Source organism: Aquamicrobium terrae (assembly GCF_052978165.1).
Window position 1 is genome coordinate 3,310,315 of the sequence record NZ_JBRKLZ010000001.1, and the last position, 15,323, is coordinate 3,325,637.

15 protein-coding genes are annotated in these 15,323 nt (G+C 65.2%); 11 read left to right on the forward strand and 4 right to left on the reverse strand.

What is annotated here, in order from left to right; translation table 11 throughout:
* The first annotated feature begins 1 nt into the window (after position 1).
* From ACVCNR_RS16320 to ACVCNR_RS16340, 5 genes are all read left to right on the forward strand, one after another.
* The gene (locus ACVCNR_RS16320) at positions 2 to 1,222 is read left to right on the forward strand and encodes a vWA domain-containing protein (RefSeq protein ID WP_447075510.1); all 1,221 of its coding nucleotides are present in this window, start codon (positions 2 to 4) and stop codon (positions 1,220 to 1,222) included.
* A 20-nt stretch (positions 1,223 to 1,242) separates the two neighbouring features.
* The gene (locus tag ACVCNR_RS16325) at positions 1,243 to 1,581 is read left to right on the forward strand and encodes an XdhC family protein (RefSeq protein ID WP_447075512.1); all 339 of its coding nucleotides are present in this window, start codon (positions 1,243 to 1,245) and stop codon (positions 1,579 to 1,581) included.
* 24 nt (positions 1,582 to 1,605) lie between these two features.
* Positions 1,606 to 2,310, forward strand: coding sequence for an XdhC family protein (locus ACVCNR_RS16330; protein ID WP_447075514.1), 705 nt, complete (start codon positions 1,606 to 1,608; stop codon positions 2,308 to 2,310).
* Complete coding sequence (locus ACVCNR_RS16335; RefSeq protein ID WP_447075516.1) at positions 2,307 to 3,920, forward strand: NTP transferase domain-containing protein; 1,614 nt, start codon at positions 2,307 to 2,309, stop codon at positions 3,918 to 3,920. Before ACVCNR_RS16330 ends, ACVCNR_RS16335 begins: the two co-directional genes overlap by 4 nt.
* A 64-nt stretch (positions 3,921 to 3,984) precedes the next feature.
* The gene (locus ACVCNR_RS16340; RefSeq protein WP_447075721.1) at positions 3,985 to 4,860 is read left to right on the forward strand and encodes an alpha/beta hydrolase family protein; all 876 of its coding nucleotides are present in this window, start codon (positions 3,985 to 3,987) and stop codon (positions 4,858 to 4,860) included.
* Between the two features lie 9 nt (positions 4,861 to 4,869).
* Here the strand turns inward: ACVCNR_RS16340 and ACVCNR_RS16345 are convergent, their stop codons facing one another.
* Entirely contained in the window at positions 4,870 to 5,931 is a 1,062-nt protein-coding gene (locus ACVCNR_RS16345) for a DUF1176 domain-containing protein (protein ID WP_354192627.1), read from the reverse strand.
* Between the two features lie 105 nt (positions 5,932 to 6,036).
* Positions 6,037 to 6,201 (reverse strand): hypothetical protein, encoded by a 165-nt coding sequence (locus ACVCNR_RS16350; protein WP_447075518.1) that lies wholly within the window; start codon positions 6,199 to 6,201, stop codon positions 6,037 to 6,039.
* A 197-nt stretch (positions 6,202 to 6,398) separates the two neighbouring features.
* Between ACVCNR_RS16350 and ACVCNR_RS16355 the strand changes: the two genes are divergently transcribed.
* The 4 genes from ACVCNR_RS16355 (at position 6,399) to ACVCNR_RS16370 (ending at position 8,759) form a co-directional block, all read left to right on the forward strand.
* Entirely contained in the window at positions 6,399 to 6,866 is a 468-nt protein-coding gene (locus ACVCNR_RS16355) for a hypothetical protein (RefSeq protein WP_354192626.1), read from the forward strand.
* 96 nt (positions 6,867 to 6,962) lie between these two features.
* Positions 6,963 to 7,211: a ParB N-terminal domain-containing protein gene (locus tag ACVCNR_RS16360; protein WP_354192625.1), complete on the forward strand. Its 249-nt coding sequence runs from the start codon at positions 6,963 to 6,965 to the stop codon at positions 7,209 to 7,211.
* 160 nt (positions 7,212 to 7,371) lie between these two features.
* Positions 7,372 to 7,566 carry a hypothetical protein gene (locus tag ACVCNR_RS16365; protein ID WP_354192624.1) on the forward strand — a complete coding sequence of 65 codons (195 nt, stop codon included), beginning with the start codon at positions 7,372 to 7,374 and terminating at the stop codon, positions 7,564 to 7,566.
* Between the two features lie 167 nt (positions 7,567 to 7,733).
* Entirely contained in the window at positions 7,734 to 8,759 is a 1,026-nt protein-coding gene (locus ACVCNR_RS16370; RefSeq protein ID WP_447075520.1) for a glycoside hydrolase family 25 protein, read from the forward strand.
* A gap of 76 nt (positions 8,760 to 8,835) precedes the next feature.
* On the opposite strand, the gene ACVCNR_RS16375 is transcribed toward ACVCNR_RS16370, so the two are convergent.
* Positions 8,836 to 12,615, reverse strand: a complete 3,780-nt coding sequence (locus tag ACVCNR_RS16375; protein ID WP_447075521.1) for a vitamin B12-dependent ribonucleotide reductase — start codon at positions 12,613 to 12,615, stop codon at positions 8,836 to 8,838.
* A gap of 782 nt (positions 12,616 to 13,397) precedes the next feature.
* Here ACVCNR_RS16375 and cysE point away from each other — a divergent pair.
* Positions 13,398 to 14,243, forward strand: coding sequence for a serine O-acetyltransferase (gene cysE, locus ACVCNR_RS16380; protein WP_447075522.1), 846 nt, complete (start codon positions 13,398 to 13,400; stop codon positions 14,241 to 14,243).
* A gap of 132 nt (positions 14,244 to 14,375) precedes the next feature.
* Entirely contained in the window at positions 14,376 to 14,579 is a 204-nt protein-coding gene (locus ACVCNR_RS16385; protein ID WP_183829203.1) for a DUF3126 family protein, read from the forward strand.
* Between the two features lie 20 nt (positions 14,580 to 14,599).
* Here ACVCNR_RS16385 and ACVCNR_RS16390 read toward each other — a convergent pair whose 3' ends face one another.
* Positions 14,600 to 15,286, reverse strand: coding sequence for a hypothetical protein (locus ACVCNR_RS16390; protein ID WP_447075523.1), 687 nt, complete (start codon positions 15,284 to 15,286; stop codon positions 14,600 to 14,602).
* Between the last annotated feature and the right edge of the window lie 37 nt (positions 15,287 to 15,323).

Here is a 15,323-nt window from a genome sequence, read left to right on the forward strand (position 1 = left end):
CATGAATACGTCTGCCATCGACGGCCGGATCGCCGACAACATCGTCTATTTCGCCCGTACCCTGCGCAAGGCCGGGTTGCGGGTGGGGCCGGCCTCGGTCAAGGATGCCATCGAGGCGGTTCTGGCGGCCGGCATCGGCTCGCGCGACGATTTCTACTGGACGCTGCATGCCGTTCTCGTCTCGCGCCGCGAGGATCACGAGACATTCGACGAGGCGTTCCGGCTGTTCTGGAAGTCGCGCGAACTGATCGAGAAGATGCTGGCCATGTTCTCGCCGGTCGCGCCGGACACGCGCGAGCGGGAAAGGCCGCGCGCCGCGCAAGGCCGTGTCGCCGATGCGCTGTTTGAGGGGCATGCCAGGCGCCAGCCGGCACGCGAGACGCCGGAGATCGAGGTCGATGCGCGCTTCACCGGCTCCGGCGACGAGGTGCTGCGGGCCAAGGATTTCGCCCAGATGAGCGCCACGGAACTGGCGGCCGCGCGCCGCGCCATCGCCGAAATGCGCCTGCCTGCGGACCGCATGCGCACCCGCCGCTTCCGGCCTTCCTCGCGCGGCCGCGTCGATCCGCGCGCCATGATGCGTTCGGCGGCACGGACCGGAGGGCGGCTGATGCTGCCGAAATTTCGCGCGCCGCGCGAAACCCGGCCGCCGCTGGTGGTGCTGGCCGATATTTCGGGCTCGATGAGCCAATACAGCCGTATCTTCCTGCATTTCCTGCATGCGCTCTCCGAAAAGCGGCGACGCGTGCATGCCTTCGCCTTCGGCACGCGGCTCACCAATTTGACCCGGCAACTGCGCCATCGCGATCCCGATGCGGCGCTGGCGCTGTGCTCGGCGGCGGTCAAGGACTGGTCGGGCGGCACCCGCATCGGCGAGGCGCTGACCGAATTCAACCGGCTGTGGTCGCGGCGCGTGCTGGGGCAGGGGGCCATCGTCCTGCTCATCACCGATGGGCTGGAACGCGACGCGGTCGATCGCCTGTCGGCCGAGATGGAGCGGCTGCGCAAATCCTGCCGCCGGCTGATCTGGCTGAATCCCCTGCTGCGGTTCGAGGGCTTCGAGGCCAAGGCGCGCGGCGTGCGGGCGATGCTGCCGCATGTGGACGAATTCCGTGCGGTGCATAATCTGGATGCGCTGGCCGATTTGTGCGCTTCGCTGGATGAACGGTCCCCGGCATCGGCCGACCCGCGCCGATGGCGCGTGGACGGCGAGGCGGCGTGAGGGCCGGCAAGGAGGAGAAAATGGAAGCGATCGTAGCCATTGACGAAGCCCGCGATCCGCTCACCATCGCGGAAAACTGGGTGCGGCAGGGGCGCGACGTGGCGCTCGCCACCGTGGTCGAGACTTGGGGCTCGGCCCCTCGTCCGGCCGGCAGCCATCTGGTCATCGATGCGGAGGGCAATTTCCAGGGCTCGGTGTCGGGCGGTTGCGTGGAAGGCGCGGTGGTGGCCGAAGCGCTCGACGTGATCGGCTCCGGCACGGCCAGAATGCTCGAATTCGGCGTTGCCGACGAAACCGCCTGGCAGGTCGGCCTGTCCTGCGGCGGGCGCATTCGTGTATATGTCGAGAAGCTCGGCTAGAATTGGTCCCGGGGGAGGCAGCCGGTGAAACTCGATATCCTTGAAGCGCTGAATGAAGAGCGCCGTGCGCGCCGGGCCGCCATCGTCGTCACCGATCTGGGCGACGGCGCAAGCCGTCTGCTGCGGCAGGGAGACGCGGCGGAGGGCGCGCTGGGCGAGGCGGTGGCGGAGGCGTTCCGCACCGGAAAGTCTCGCAGCGTCGAGGTCGAAGGCCGCACGCTGTTCCTCAATGCCCATGTGCCGCAGCCGCGTCTTGTCATCATAGGCGCGGTGCATATCAGCCAGGCGCTGGCGCCGATGGCCCGTATCGCCGGCTATCCGGTCGAGATCATCGATCCGCGCACGGCCTTTGCGACCCCCGAGCGCTTTCCCGATGTGCACCTGCAGGCGCGCTGGCCCCAGGACGTTCTGGCCGAGACGCCGCTGGACGGCTACACGGCGCTTGCCGCGCTCACCCATGATCCCAAGATCGACGACATGCCGCTGGAGGCAGCACTTGCGGCCGGCTGCTTCTATGTCGGGGCGCTGGGCAGCCGAAAGACCCATGCAAAGCGGGTCGAGCGGCTTTTGGCCGCCGGCTTGAGCAGCGGGCAGGTCGCGCGTATCCACTCGCCCATCGGCCTCGACATCGCGGCGGCGAGCCCGCCGGAAATTGCCGTTGCGGTGCTGGCCGAAATCATACGCACGTTCCGCACGCGCGGCATCGAGACGAAGGAGCATGCGGCATGAAGTTCGGTCCGGTTCCCGTCGGGCAAGCCGAAGGCACCATGCTGGCGCATTCGATCGCGGTGGGCGGCAAGCGTCTGCGCAAGGCGCATGTGCTGACCGCCGAGGATGTCGAGACATTCCGTGCCGCGGGCATCGCCGAGGTCATCGTGGCGATGCTGGAGGCGGACGATGTCGAGGAGAACGAGGCCGCGACCCGCATCGCCGCGGCGCTCGGGTTCGACGGGGCGGTCGCCAAGCCCGCCGCCACCGGCCGCGTCAACATCTTTGCCGGGCGCGAAGGCCTGTTCACGGTGGACAAGGCGCTGATCGACGCGGTCAACGCCGTCGATCCCGACGCTACCGTGGCCACGCTGGCGTCCCATGTTCACGTCGCCGCCGACCAGATGGTCGCGACCGTCAAGATCATCCCCTTCGCCATGCGTTCGGAGGCGGTGGAGGCCATCGTGCGGCTGGCCGCGGGTCGGACGGCCTTTGCCGTGCATGCCTTCCGGCCCCACCGGGTGGGCATCGTGCAGACCGTGCTTCCGGGGGTGAAGGGCAGCGTCCTGGACAAGACCACGCGCGTCACCGAGGACCGCTTGCTGCGCTCCGGCAGCAGCATTTCGGGCGAGCTGCGCACTCCGCATGAGACGGGCGCCGTGGCCGATGCCATCGACGATCTTGCCGGCCGCAGCGACATGGTGCTGGTCTTCGGCGCCTCGGCCATGAGCGATCCCGAGGACGACGTGATTCCCGCCGCGATCCGCGCCTCCGGCGGCAAGGTGCTGCGCTCCGGCATGCCGGTCGACCCCGGCAATCTGTTCGTGCTGGGCGAGCGCGAGGGCAAGCTGGTGCTCGGCGCGCCGGGTTGTGCCCGCAGCCCGCGCCCCAACGGTTTCGACTGGGTGCTGGACCGCATCTTCGCCGGCATCGGGGTCACGTCCGGCGACATCGCCGCGATGGGTGTGGGAGGTCTTTTGATGGAAATCCCGTCCAGGCCGCAGCCGCGCGAGCCCATGCCGGCGCCGCCGCATCCGCAGGTGCAGGCGGTGCTGCTGGCCGCCGGCCGCTCCAGCCGCATGGGCGGCTCCAACAAGCTGCTTGCCCTTTTCGACGGCGAGCCGCTGGTGCGTCGCACCGCCGCGCGCGTGCTGGCCGCCAAGACGGCCGGCACCGTTCTCGTCACCGGCTACCAGCGCGAATTGGTGGAGGAGGCCCTGCAAGGCCTCGACCTGGTGCTGGTTCACAACCCCGACTTCGCCGAGGGCCTGTCCACCTCGCTCAAGGCGGGGATCGCCGCCGTGCCCGCATCGGCCGACGGCGTCCTTGTCGTTCTGGGCGACATGCCCGGCGTCACCAGCGACGATATCGACCGCCTGATCGGCGTGTTCCGTGCCAGCGGCGGGGCTTCCATCGTGCGCGCCGCCTATGACGGCAAGCGGGGCAATCCGGTCATCCTGCCGCGCTCGCTGTTCGCGGCGGTCGCCGACCTTCACGGCGACACCGGTGCGCGCCATCTGGTCGAAGCAGGCGATGTCGACGTCATCGATGTCGACATCGGTCCCGGTGCCGCCGTCGATGTCGATACGCCCGAGGCGCTGGCCAATGCCGGCGGCGTGCCGCGGACGTGACAATGCGCACCCGGCTGGCGAGATGACGTTGACAAGCGCCCGTGCTCCGGCGAAAGCCCAGGCGATGCGCCATCTCGCCCTGTTCCTGTCGATCCTGCTGCTGGCCGCGCCCGCCGGCGCGCAATCCCTCACGCTGAAGCCCTACAAGGACGACCTGTTCGCCTATCCCGGCCTGCTGTCCGGCGAGCCCGGCGGCGCTTACCGCGTCGTGGACTATCGCGAGATGCGCGACATCAACGAGCGTGACCAGATTCCCGAGCGCCGGGTTCGCGGCGCCTATGTGTCCACCGGCGTGCGCAAGGTGCAGAAGGACCTGGTGCTGAACACCGATGCCGGTGCCGTCCGGCATTTCGCCGTCGGGCGCACCGAAGGCGCCGGCATCATCTTGCTCTATCTGCACGGGCAGGGCGGCAGCCGCCGGCAGGGCATGGACGATTTCACCTTCGGCGGCAACTTCAACCGCCTCAAGAACCTGATGGCATCCAATGGCGGGCTCTATTTGTCGCCGGACTTCTCCGATTTCGGCGACAGGGGCGCATCCGAAATCGCGGCGCTGATAAACCATTATGTCCAGCGGTCGCCCGGAGCGAGGATCTTCGTCGCCTGCGGTTCGATGGGCGGCGCGCTGTGCTGGAAGCTGGCCGCGCGCAAGGACACCAGTGCCGAGATCGATGGCCTCTTGCTGCTCGGCTCCCTGTGGGACGAGGGGTTCCTGGCAAGCCCGGCCTTCAAGCGCCGCGTTCCCGTCTTTTTCGGGCAGGGCAGCAAGGACCCGGTGTTCCCTGTCGAGAAGCAGGAAGCCTTCTTCCGCGCCATATTGGCGAAGTCGAAGGGCTATCCGGCGCGCTTCGTGCGCTTCGAGACCGGCACGCACGGCACGCCCATCCGCATGACCGACTGGCGCGAGACGCTCAACTGGATGCTCTCGGCAGCCCCCTGAGGCCACGTCTCACGGCGCGATGTTGTAGTCCAGAACCGTTTCCGGATTGACCTCGCCGTCATAGGAGGCGTCGACGTCGTACTGGACCAGTGAGAACAGCCCGTTCCTGAACAGCCATGTACCCGTCGAGGACGCATCGCCCACCCCGCGCCATTTGGCGTGGGAAACGATCGTGTGGTTGGCTTCGTCATAGTCGGCGTCGACCAGCTCATCGACACTGTTGAAGCCGATGACGTTGACGGCTTCGACCCCGGCCTCCGGGTCGTTGTTCACGTAGTGGATGTCGAGTTCGGGCGTGGCGAACTGGAGTGGCCGCACGCCGCCCCCGTCATCGGTCATGAAGAAGGCGAAGGTCGTGTTGTAGGCGCCGCGCATGCACAGGAAACGGAACAGCCGCGCCTCCTTCTCGGCGTCGTCCGCCTTGGTGCGGTAGCGGATCGTGTAGTCGGCAGGTTCCGCCGCGTCGTCGGCCTCGGCTGCAGCGGCGGCATCGCAGCGCTCGCCATGGCTCGCGGCAAATACCGCCCTGGCCGCTTCGAGAACCGTGTCGCGCTGGGGCGGCATCGGCCCGTCGCCGCAGCTTGCCGGCAGCGCCTGCTCGAAGGCCGATGTGCTCGGCTCCAGCTCGCCTTTTTCGATATGCAGCGGCTTGAACGGTGGTTCCTGCGTCTGGGCGCTGAGCTGGCGCAGCGTGTAGCAGCCGGCAAACACTTGCTCGCCGCCGTCCTGCTGCTTTGCGCGGATCGCCACCGGGATGGTGTAGTAGATGCTGCCGGCGGCCCCTTCTTCGGACACGCCGCCGGTTTCGACATCGACCGAGGTCGTGCCCTCATAGCCCTTGGCGAAGCTTTCGAAATCCGCAGCCGGCTTGGTGTCGCCGAAATAGTCCCAGGCCCGCGCAAATTCGTGGCGGTTGATGGCGCTGTAGAGCGAACGGATCAGCGCCGCCGGGTCGGAACGGTCGTCGATATAGGCCGCGTCCGTGCCGGCCGGAGCGTTCTGGGAAAGCGCCGGCGCGATCAGGCAACCGGCGAGGATCGTTGCGAGGATGGGTGCGCGTACATCTTTCATCGGGCTGTCTCTCCTGCCATGCCGGCCGGGTAGCGCATGAATGCGGCGCTGTGGAGGAGGAGCCTATGCAATCGGCTGGCGATTCGCCACCGCTGCCCAAAGACTCTAGCGCAGCGACATCTCGCGGGCGATGCGGGGGAAATCGGCCGGCTTGATGCCGATATCGGCACGGTCGGCCTTGCTCATGGCATTGAGCAGCGCCAGAGCGGCTCTATAGTGCACTTCTTCCTGCGGACGGGGGCGGGCGAACAGTTCGGTGACAAAACCCATGACGGGGCTCCTGCAATGTCCTCCCGACTTCCATTTATACACCTTTCATGACGATTGTGCGGTGCAACATTCGCATGGCTGCCATGCCTTCGGGAAATTAAAGTGCGCCGGGTTTGGGCTATCCAATCTTAACGAACGGCCGCTAGCATTTGCTTCCGGTTCGATGCGGGGAGGCTGACATAGCCAGCGGCGCAAAAATGGATTTCGCGTCCCTGCTGGACGATCTCTTCGCTCCCTCCGGCGAGGAGACGCCGGCCGCTGCAAGCCCGGCGATTCCCTTCGACTATCTTTCCGTGGTGGACGAGCTGCATTCGGGGCGCATCAAGGTCTCGGAAGAGGCCCTGGCCGCGCAATATCGCGACAGCGGCGCCGATCTCGGCGCGGAATTCTCCGCCTTGCTCGACCAGGCACGGGTTGCCCTCAACCAAGGCAACGCTGCGCCGGAGCCCGCTCCGGAGGAATTGCCGTCTATCGATGCCGAGGCGATCGCGGCCGAGCTTGGCCTCGGGCAGCCGGGCGTCGATCCGCGCGAAGTGCGCCGCCGTTTCGCCCTGTCGAACCACCCCGACCGGATGCCGCCGCATCTGCGCAAGCGCGCCATGATCCGCATGCAGATCGCCAACATGCTGATCGACGAGGCCAGCCGCGCCAGAAAGAAGCGCTGACACGCAAGCCGGGGCGATTGCCGGGGACTGTGCCGGAAAAACGCATTAAGGTGGCGGAGGGCCGCGTATCGCAGCTCGGGAACAAGGCTGGCCGATATGCTGAAAGTGCAGAGAGTCCCTGTCGACGACATCTACGTGCCGGCGGCCCGCCGCAAGACGCTTCATCCCGAGACGGTGCGTCATCTGGCAGAGGATATTGTCGACAACGGCATGAAAACGCCGATCCAGGTGCGCCATGACGGCAAGCGCTATGTGCTGGTCGAGGGGCTGCACCGGCTGGAGGCCGCGAAATGGCTGGGCGAGCAGGCGATCGACGCCTATCTGGTGCAGGCAAGGAAGCACTGATCGGCCTGCTCGCCGGTATTGGTACCATAATACCACATCGGATAGGTGATGCGAAATTTCACGCATTTGCCATAGGTTAGTCGCCTCAGTGCCATTGGCGCGTCAAGATTGGGTACCTATCTTAGGGTGCATCGGCGGGGGCCGACGAAAGAGGCACGCTATGAGCCAGGAAAAGAGCAGACTAGACGAATTGCTGGAAGACCCGATGGTCCAGCTCGTCATGCAACGCGACCAGGTGAATCCCAAAGGTCTGCGCTGGATGCTCGAACGTGCCCGTGCCCGTATCGACGATCCTTCGCTGCCTCCTGCCTATATGGTGGCGCGTGAGTGCCGTGAGAAGGGCATTTGCGCCTGATGCCGTAGGTTCCGCCCCGCCCGGCCCAGCCGGGTGGGGTGATTCGCGGCAAGTGTTAAAAATTCGATTCAAACTTTCTTGGTAATTCATCCTTCATAATTGCCCCCGGGTTCCGGAGTGGCGTCAGATTGCCGGGCCGGCCGATGTGTTTTGCGTACAGGTCCCGGATGCGTTCTTCAGCTTTCATGGCTCTTTTCGTCCTTGGTTTCGCGGCGTCCGGCTGTTCCCGCGTCGGCATCGAGGATATCGTGCCGCGCCCCTCGCTGGAAATGACCAGCTCGATTGCCCGGCCGGTGACGCCCCCGGCCAAGGTGGGGGCCGGCGCGCCGGCCGCCGCCGAAGCGGCACAGCAGGACCTGCCCGAGGAACTCGCCGCGCTGACCGAAACCGAGACCGATTCCGGTTTCCGCATGCCATCGCTGGAAACGGTCGCGCTGGTGCCGACCCCGCGCCCGGCGACGCGGTCCGCCAAGGCGATCGACGCGGTCATCCATCCGCAGCGCTTCCGCGATGCCAAACCGATCAATTTCGGCAAGGTCGCGCCGAAGCATTATGCGGTGCATGGCGTGGACGTCTCGCGCTGGCAGGGCGAAATCGACTGGATGAAACTGCGCAGCCAGGGCGCCAACTTCGCCTTCATCAAGGCCACCGACGGCGGCGACCATCTCGACCCGATGTTCATGAAGAACTGGAACGGCGCGGCGGCGGCCGGCATCCGGCGCGGCGCCTATCATTTCTTCTACTGGTGCCGCCCGGCCAGCCAGCAGGCCGACTGGTTCATCCGCAACGTGCCGAGGGTAGCCGGCGCGCTGCCGCCGGTGATCGACGTGGAGTGGAACGGCGAATCGCGCTGCCGCAAGCGCCCGTCGCCGGCACAGGTGCGCGAGAAGATGCAGGTCTTCATGGACCGGCTGGAGCGCCATTACGGCCAGCGCCCGATCATCTACACCGCACCCGATTTCTATGCCGACAACCTCAAGGGTGCCTTTGAAGGCTATCCATTCTGGCTGCGTGCCGTGGCCCAGCATCCGTCCAAGGTCTATCCGGGCCGCAAATGGGTGTTCTGGCAATATTCGGGCTCGGGCCTGTCGCACGGCGTGAAAGGCAATATCGACCTCAACGTCTTCAACGGCACCGAAGCCCAATGGCGCAACTGGGTGGGCGGAAGGCAACTGGTCGCCGAGGCGGATTAGGAAATCCTGCTGCAGCCCTATGGAAATGCAAATGGCCCGGTCACTTGACCGGGCCATTTTTTTATCTGAGGTTTTCTCAGCTGCAGCCGCTGGTCGCGCCGCAGGTGTCGCACTTCTCGCAGGTGCCGTTCCGCACCATGGTGAAGTTGTGGCACTCCGAGCACTCGTTGCCGGTGTAGCCCTGCATCAGGGACTGCTGGCGCCGGGCGGCGGCAAGCTTCTTGGCCTCGGCCGCTTCCTTGGCCGCGGCGTCGGTGAACAGCGCTTCGGCAGCGGTTTCCGCAACTTCTTCCGGCACTTCCTTGGCCCGCTCCTCATAGTCGCGCTTGAAGGCGATTGCGCCCTCGGTTGCCGGCTCGGTCTTCAGCGCCGTGGCGCCGGCCGAGATCGGATGCACGTTGGAGGCATAGGCCGTGGGCGTGGAACGCTGCGGCGCGGCCTTGTCCGGAGAACCGCCGGCCATGCCCTTGGGCTCGCCGGTGGCGGTGACCAGCTTCACCGGCGAGGCGCCGCGCGTCAGGCCCTTGGAGAAGGGCAGGGCCTTGCCTTCGGTGATGCCCTTGCCGAGCGAGGTGTTGGAGAAGTCGGTGTCGACATGGGCGAGGTCGTTGCGGCCGAGATAGGAGATCGCCAGTTCGCGGAACACATAGTCGATGATCGACGTGGCGCTCTTGATGGCGTCGTTGCCCTGCACCATGCCGGCCGGCTCGAACTTCACGAAGGTGAAGGCCTCGACATATTCCTCCAGCGGCACGCCATATTGCAGGCCGAGCGAGATGGCGATGGCGAAATTGTTCATCATGGCGCGGAAAGCGGCACCTTCCTTGTGCATGTCGATGAAGATCTCGCCAAGGCGGCCGTCGTCGAATTCGCCGGTGCGCAGGTAGACCTTGTGGCCGCCGACCACGGCCTTCTGCGTGTAGCCCTTGCGGCGGTTCGGCAGCTTCTCGCGGTCGCGCACCACCTTTTCCACCACGCGCTCGATGATCTTTTCCGTCACCTCGACCGCCCTTGCGGCGGCGGGAGCGGCGACCAGCGCCTCGACCGCATCGTCCTCGTCATCCTCCTCGTCGGAGATCAGCGAGGCGTTGAGCGGCTGCGAGAGCTTGGAGCCGTCGCGGTAGAGCGCGTTGGCCTTCAGCGCCAGCTTCCACGACAGCATGTAGGCGTTCTTGGCGTCCTCGACCGTCGCCTCGTTGGGCATGTTGATGGTCTTGGAAATGGCGCCCGAGATGAAGGGCTGCGCCGCCGCCATCATGCGGATGTGGCTTTCGACGGACAGGTAGCGCTTGCCGATCTTGCCGCACGGATTGGCGCAGTCGAACACCGGCAGGTGCTCGTCCTTGAGGAAGGGTGCCCCTTCCAGCGTCATCGCACCGCAGACATGGATGTTGGCGGCTTCGATCTCCTTGCGCGAGAAGCCGAGGGCCGGCAGCATCTCGAAGGAGAAGTCGTTGATCTGCTCGTCGGTGAAGCCGAAGGTTTCCTTCAGCCAGTCGGCACCCAGCGTCCACTGGTTGAAGACGAACTTGATGTCGAAGGCCGACTTCAGCGCGCCGTTCAGCGCCTCGATCTTCTCGTCGGTGAAGCCCTTCGCCTTGAGCGTGGACGGGTTGATGCCCGGTGCCTGGTTCAAGTTGCCGTGACCGACTGCGTAAGCCTCGATCTCGGCGATCTGGCTTTCGGAGTAGCCCAGCGTGCGCAACGCTTCCGGCACGGCGCGGTTGATGATCTTGAAATAGCCGCCGCCGGCCAGCTTCTTGAACTTCACCAGCGCGAAGTCGGGCTCGATGCCGGTGGTGTCGCAATCCATCACCAGGCCGATGGTGCCGGTCGGCGCGATCACGGTCGCCTGCGCGTTGCGGTAACCATGTTCCTCGCCAAGCTCGATGGCGCGGTCCCAGGCGGCACGGGCGTGCTCGACCAGTTCCTTCTGCCACACATGTTCGGCCTCGAGCGGAACCGGGTTGACGGCCAGCTTCTCATAGCCGTCCTTCTCCCCATAGGCGGCGCGGCGATGGTTGCGCATCACCCGCAGCATGTTGTCGGCGTTGCGCGGATAATCCGCGAAGGCGCCCAGCTCGCCCGCCATCTCGGCCGAGGTGGCGTAGGAGACGCCGGTCATCAGCGCGGTCAGCACGCCGCACAGCGCGCGGCCCTCGTCGGAATCGTAGGGAATGCCGGCGGTCATCAGCAGGCCGCCGATATTGGCGTAGCCGAGGCCGAGCGTGCGGTACTTGTAGGACAGCTCCGCGATCTCGCGCGATGGGAACTGGGCCATCATGACGGAGACTTCCAGCACCATGGTCCACAGCCGCACCGTGTGCTCATAGGCGGCGATGTCGATGGTGCCGTCGGCGTTGCGGTAGGGCAGCAGGTTGACCGAGGCGAGGTTGCAGGCCGTGTCGTCCAGGAACATGTATTCCGAGCACGGGTTGGAGGCCCGGATCGGACCGGCGGCCGGGCAGGTGTGCCAGTCGTTCATGGTGGTGTTGAAGTGCAGGCCGGGATCCGCCGAGGCCCAGGCGGCGTAGCCGATCTTCTCCCACAGGTCGCGGGCCTTGAGGGTCTTCGCCATCTTGCCATCGATGCGGCGGATCAGGTTCCACTCGCCGTCCTTCTCGACCGCGCGCAGAAAATCGTCCTTCAGCGAGACCGAGTTGTTCGAGTTCTGGCCGGAAACGGTGAGGTAGGCCTCCGAATCCCAGTCGGTGTCGTAGGTCTTGAACTCGATGGAGGTATAGCCCTGCCGCGCGAACTGGATGACGCGCTGGATGTAGTTCTCCGGCACGGCGTTCTTCTTCGCCGCCTTGATCTCGCGCTTGAGCGCGGTGTTGATCGAGGGATCGAAGCAGTCGTCGTCCTGGCCCTCGCAGTTGACGCAGGCCTTCATGATCGCGTCGAGATGCTTGCGCACGATCTTGGAGCCGGTGACGAGGGCGGCGACCTTCTGCTCCTCCTTCACCTTCCAGTCGATGAATGCCTCGATGTCGGGGTGATCGGCATCGACGATCACCATCTTGGCCGCGCGGCGGGTGGTGCCGCCCGACTTGATGGCGCCGGCGGCGCGGTCGCCGATCTTGAGGAAGCTCATCAGGCCCGACGACTTGCCGCCGCCGGAAAGCTTTTCGCCTTCGCCGCGCAGATGCGAGAAGTTGGAGCCGGTGCCCGAGCCGTATTTGAACAGGCGCGCCTCGCGCACCCACAGGTCCATGATGCCGCCCTCGTTGACGAGGTCGTCGCCCACGGACTGGATGAAGCAGGCATGCGGCTGCGGATGCTCGTAGGCCGACTTCGAGCGGGTCATCTTGCCGGTGAAGGGATCGACATAGAAGTGGCCCTGGCCGGGGCCGTCGATGCCATAAGCCCAGTGCAGGCCGGTGTTGAACCATTGCGGCGAGTTCGGCGCCACGCGCTGGGTGGCGAGCATGTAGGACAATTCGTCCTTGAAGGCGTGGGCGTCTTCTTCCGTGTCGAAATACTTGCCCTTCCAGCCCCAGTAGGTCCAGGTGCCGGCGAGACGGTCGAACACCTGGCGCGCATCGGTTTCGGAGCCGTAGCGCTCGTTCTCGGGCAGTTCGGCAAGGGCCGCCTCGTCGGGCACGGACCGCCAAAGGAAGGAAGGAACGTCGTTTTCCTCGATCTTCTTCAGGCGCGCGGGCACACCGGCCTTGCGGAAATATTTCTGGGCGAGAATGTCGGCCGCGACCTGGGAGAACTGCGCCGGCACATCGATATTGTCGAGCCGGAACACGATCGACCCGTCAGGGTTCTTGATCTCCGACAGCGCCTTGCGGAACTCGATCTCCGCATAGGGAGACTGGCCCGCCTTGGTGAAGTGCCTTTCGATGCGCATCTCGCTTGTCCCTTTGTCTACATATAGCGCTTTTCGGGTCGTCCGCCCAACTTGCTTCCCGAAAAGCAGCGTCCTGTCCCGGCATGGCGGCAGAAGACGCGGCCTGTGTCCGCTTTCCCGACGCAACCGGAAACCGACTTCACCAGCAATGGCGGGATCGCCGAAGCCCGACCGCCTGCCGGAACCAAAACCGCTGCAATTCCTCGCCTGAGGAGTGCATCACACTATCTAGCCGAAAGAGTGATCGCAAACACTAAATATAGTATTAAACGACAAAAATTTCGACCCTTTTGTCTGTTTCCAAGGCACAAAAATGCGATCCGCAATCTTCCGTTCTGAACGGCGACATGCAGGCGAAACGCGCTTTATCCGGGAAAAAGACCGGGCTCGAAACTTTCCGGCCGCGCCCACAACAGGAGCGCATGGCCAATAAAAGGCGACTCGTAGGGGGTCGTCAAGAGTTCGTTTCTGCAAGTTTTATGACCCCAACATCTTGTATGTCGCAAATGTGGATATCGGGGAGAAGCGATGTCACCCCTTGCCAGTGGCGAAGGCGCCCGGCGGCACGGTTTTTCGCCGCCGGGCCGGCTTTGGGGCAAGGCAATCCAATTGAATCTCCTGTCAGGAAAATTGAGTTCACCGCCCGCCGGAACTGCTTTATATCTTTTTCCAACGAGGCTGGGCGGCGTTCCGGCCTGTCGTGGTTTGCGGCGGCGCTTCATGCGCCGGCCATATCAGTCACTCGCCCGGTGCCGGCAGGCCAGGGCGGCGGAGAGAAACCGATGAAAACCCTATTGCGCCAGAATGTGCTGCAGCCCGTCGATCCGATCTGGCGTTCCATCCGCGACGAGGCGATGGCGGCGGTCAACCGCGACCCGTTGCTGGCGGCATTCCTCTATTCCACCATCCTCAACCAGGCGAGCCTCGAGGATGCCGTCATCCACCGGCTGGCCGAGCGGCTTGCCCACCAGGATGTCGGCGCCGACCTGATCCGCCAGACCTTCGATGCCATGCGCGAGGATGACGCCAACTGGTCGACGGTGGTGCGTGTCGACATCCAGGCCTATTACGACCGCGATCCGGCCTGCGAGCGCTTCCTCGAACCCGTGCTTTATTTCAAGGGCTTCCACGCCATCCAGACGCACCGGCTGGCGCACTGGCTGTGGAACCGCGGCCGCAAGGATTTCGCGCTCTATCTCCAGAGCCGGTCGTCCTCGGTGTTCCAGACCGATATCAACCCGGCCGCACGCATCGGCAGGGGCGTCTTCCTCGACCACGCAACCGGCCTCGTGGTCGGCCAGACGGCGGTGATCGAGGACGACGTCTCGATCCTGCACAATGTGACGCTGGGCGGCACCGGCAAGGCCGGCGGCGACCGCCACCCCAAGATACGGCGCGGCGTCCTGATCGGGGCAGGGGCCAAGATCCTCGGCAATATCGAGGTCGGCCATTGCTCCAAGGTGGCGGCCGGCTCGGTGGTGCTGTCGCCTGTGCCGCACAACAAGACGGTGGCCGGCGTGCCGGCCCGCATCGTCGGCGAAACGAGCTGCGACGACCAGCCGTCGCATGAGATGGACCAGCTTCTGCCTTCGCAGGCGATGGACCACGTGATCAGCTTCGATATCTGAGGCCGGCGCTGGCCGTCGAAGGTTTCCTGCGGGGGCGGCATGCGCCGTCCCTGCCGGAAACCTTGCCTTTACAGCGCCATGAGCGCGTGCAAGAAGCGCGTCTCACATGCAATCCGTCAGCGGAGAGAATCCTTGAAACCCGACGAAATCCGAAAGCTCGACGCCTATTTCAAGCGCGTCTTCCAGAATCCGCGCCTTGAAGTGAAGGCCCGTCCGCGCAAGGACGACTCGGCTGAAGTCTATGTCGGCGACGAATTCCTCGGCATCGTGTTCAAGGACGAGGACGACGGCGACTACAATTTCTCGATGGCGATTCTCGACATCGATCTCGGCTGATCTGCCGAAAGAAGGGAACCTCACCGCGCCTGCGCGGGGGTGTCTCCGAGCATGGATGCGGCGAGCGCCTCGACCGCCGCCTCGAGCGCCTGCCAGTCGCCGAGAAGGCGCTGCGGGAAGCGGTAGGTGAGGCTGAGGCGCTGGCCCACCAGGATATCGCGCTCGCAAGAGGCGAGCGATTTTTCGGCTACCGCGCCGGTCAGGCAGCGTGCCACGAACGGGTCGCGGCCGGGCCGCTCTCCGACGGCGAGCTTCTCGCCCAGATAGCCCGATTTCTCGGAAAACTCGTGGAATGTGATGCCGCCGGGGCCGGGCTGGCCGGGCCTTGCGATCAGCGAACTGTAGATCGGCCCGAAGCGGCCGCTCATGTCGCGTGACATCATCTGTTCGGAAAAGCCGAGGAACAGGATGGGTGAGCTGCCGGTGGCGTGGTTGAACGCATCGCGGCTGGCGTTCGTGTAGCCTTCCATCTGCGGATAGCGGACATAGAGATCGAGCCGGTCGGCATCGCCGCTGCGCCTTGCCTGCTCGAACCGGATCATGTTGGCCGGAACCGCCAGCAGGTTGTCGCCGATGACCACGGCCTGGATGGCGATGTCGTCCGTGTGGCCGCCCATGGCGATGCGTTCGCCGAACCATCTTCCGGCGACGGTGACGGCGAGCGAAAGCAGCGCCAGCACGACGAGGCCCTTGAAGACCCTGGTCATCAGCCGCGGATCGGCCATCCTGAATTGTTGTGGAGCC

Coding starts and splice junctions, on each gene's coding strand:
- ACVCNR_RS16320 (WP_447075510.1), top strand. CDS start 2: ATGAATACGTCTGCCATCGACGGCCGGATCGCCGACAACATCGTCTAT.
- ACVCNR_RS16325 (WP_447075512.1), top strand. CDS start 1,243: ATGGAAGCGATCGTAGCCATTGACGAAGCCCGCGATCCGCTCACCATC.
- ACVCNR_RS16365 (WP_354192624.1), top strand. CDS start 7,372: ATGAGCCAGGAAAAGAGCAGACTAGACGAATTGCTGGAAGACCCGATG.
- ACVCNR_RS16375 (WP_447075521.1), bottom strand. CDS start 12,615: ATGCGCATCGAAAGGCACTTCACCAAGGCGGGCCAGTCTCCCTATGCG.
- ACVCNR_RS16360 (WP_354192625.1), top strand. CDS start 6,963: ATGCTGAAAGTGCAGAGAGTCCCTGTCGACGACATCTACGTGCCGGCG.
- ACVCNR_RS16345 (WP_354192627.1), bottom strand. CDS start 5,931: ATGAAAGATGTACGCGCACCCATCCTCGCAACGATCCTCGCCGGTTGC.
- ACVCNR_RS16340 (WP_447075721.1), top strand. CDS start 3,985: ATGCGCCATCTCGCCCTGTTCCTGTCGATCCTGCTGCTGGCCGCGCCC.
- ACVCNR_RS16355 (WP_354192626.1), top strand. CDS start 6,399: ATGGATTTCGCGTCCCTGCTGGACGATCTCTTCGCTCCCTCCGGCGAG.
- cysE (WP_447075522.1), top strand. CDS start 13,398: ATGAAAACCCTATTGCGCCAGAATGTGCTGCAGCCCGTCGATCCGATC.
- ACVCNR_RS16370 (WP_447075520.1), top strand. CDS start 7,734: ATGCGTTCTTCAGCTTTCATGGCTCTTTTCGTCCTTGGTTTCGCGGCG.
- ACVCNR_RS16350 (WP_447075518.1), bottom strand. CDS start 6,201: ATGGGTTTTGTCACCGAACTGTTCGCCCGCCCCCGTCCGCAGGAAGAA.
- ACVCNR_RS16335 (WP_447075516.1), top strand. CDS start 2,307: ATGAAGTTCGGTCCGGTTCCCGTCGGGCAAGCCGAAGGCACCATGCTG.
- ACVCNR_RS16390 (WP_447075523.1), bottom strand. CDS start 15,286: ATGACCAGGGTCTTCAAGGGCCTCGTCGTGCTGGCGCTGCTTTCGCTC.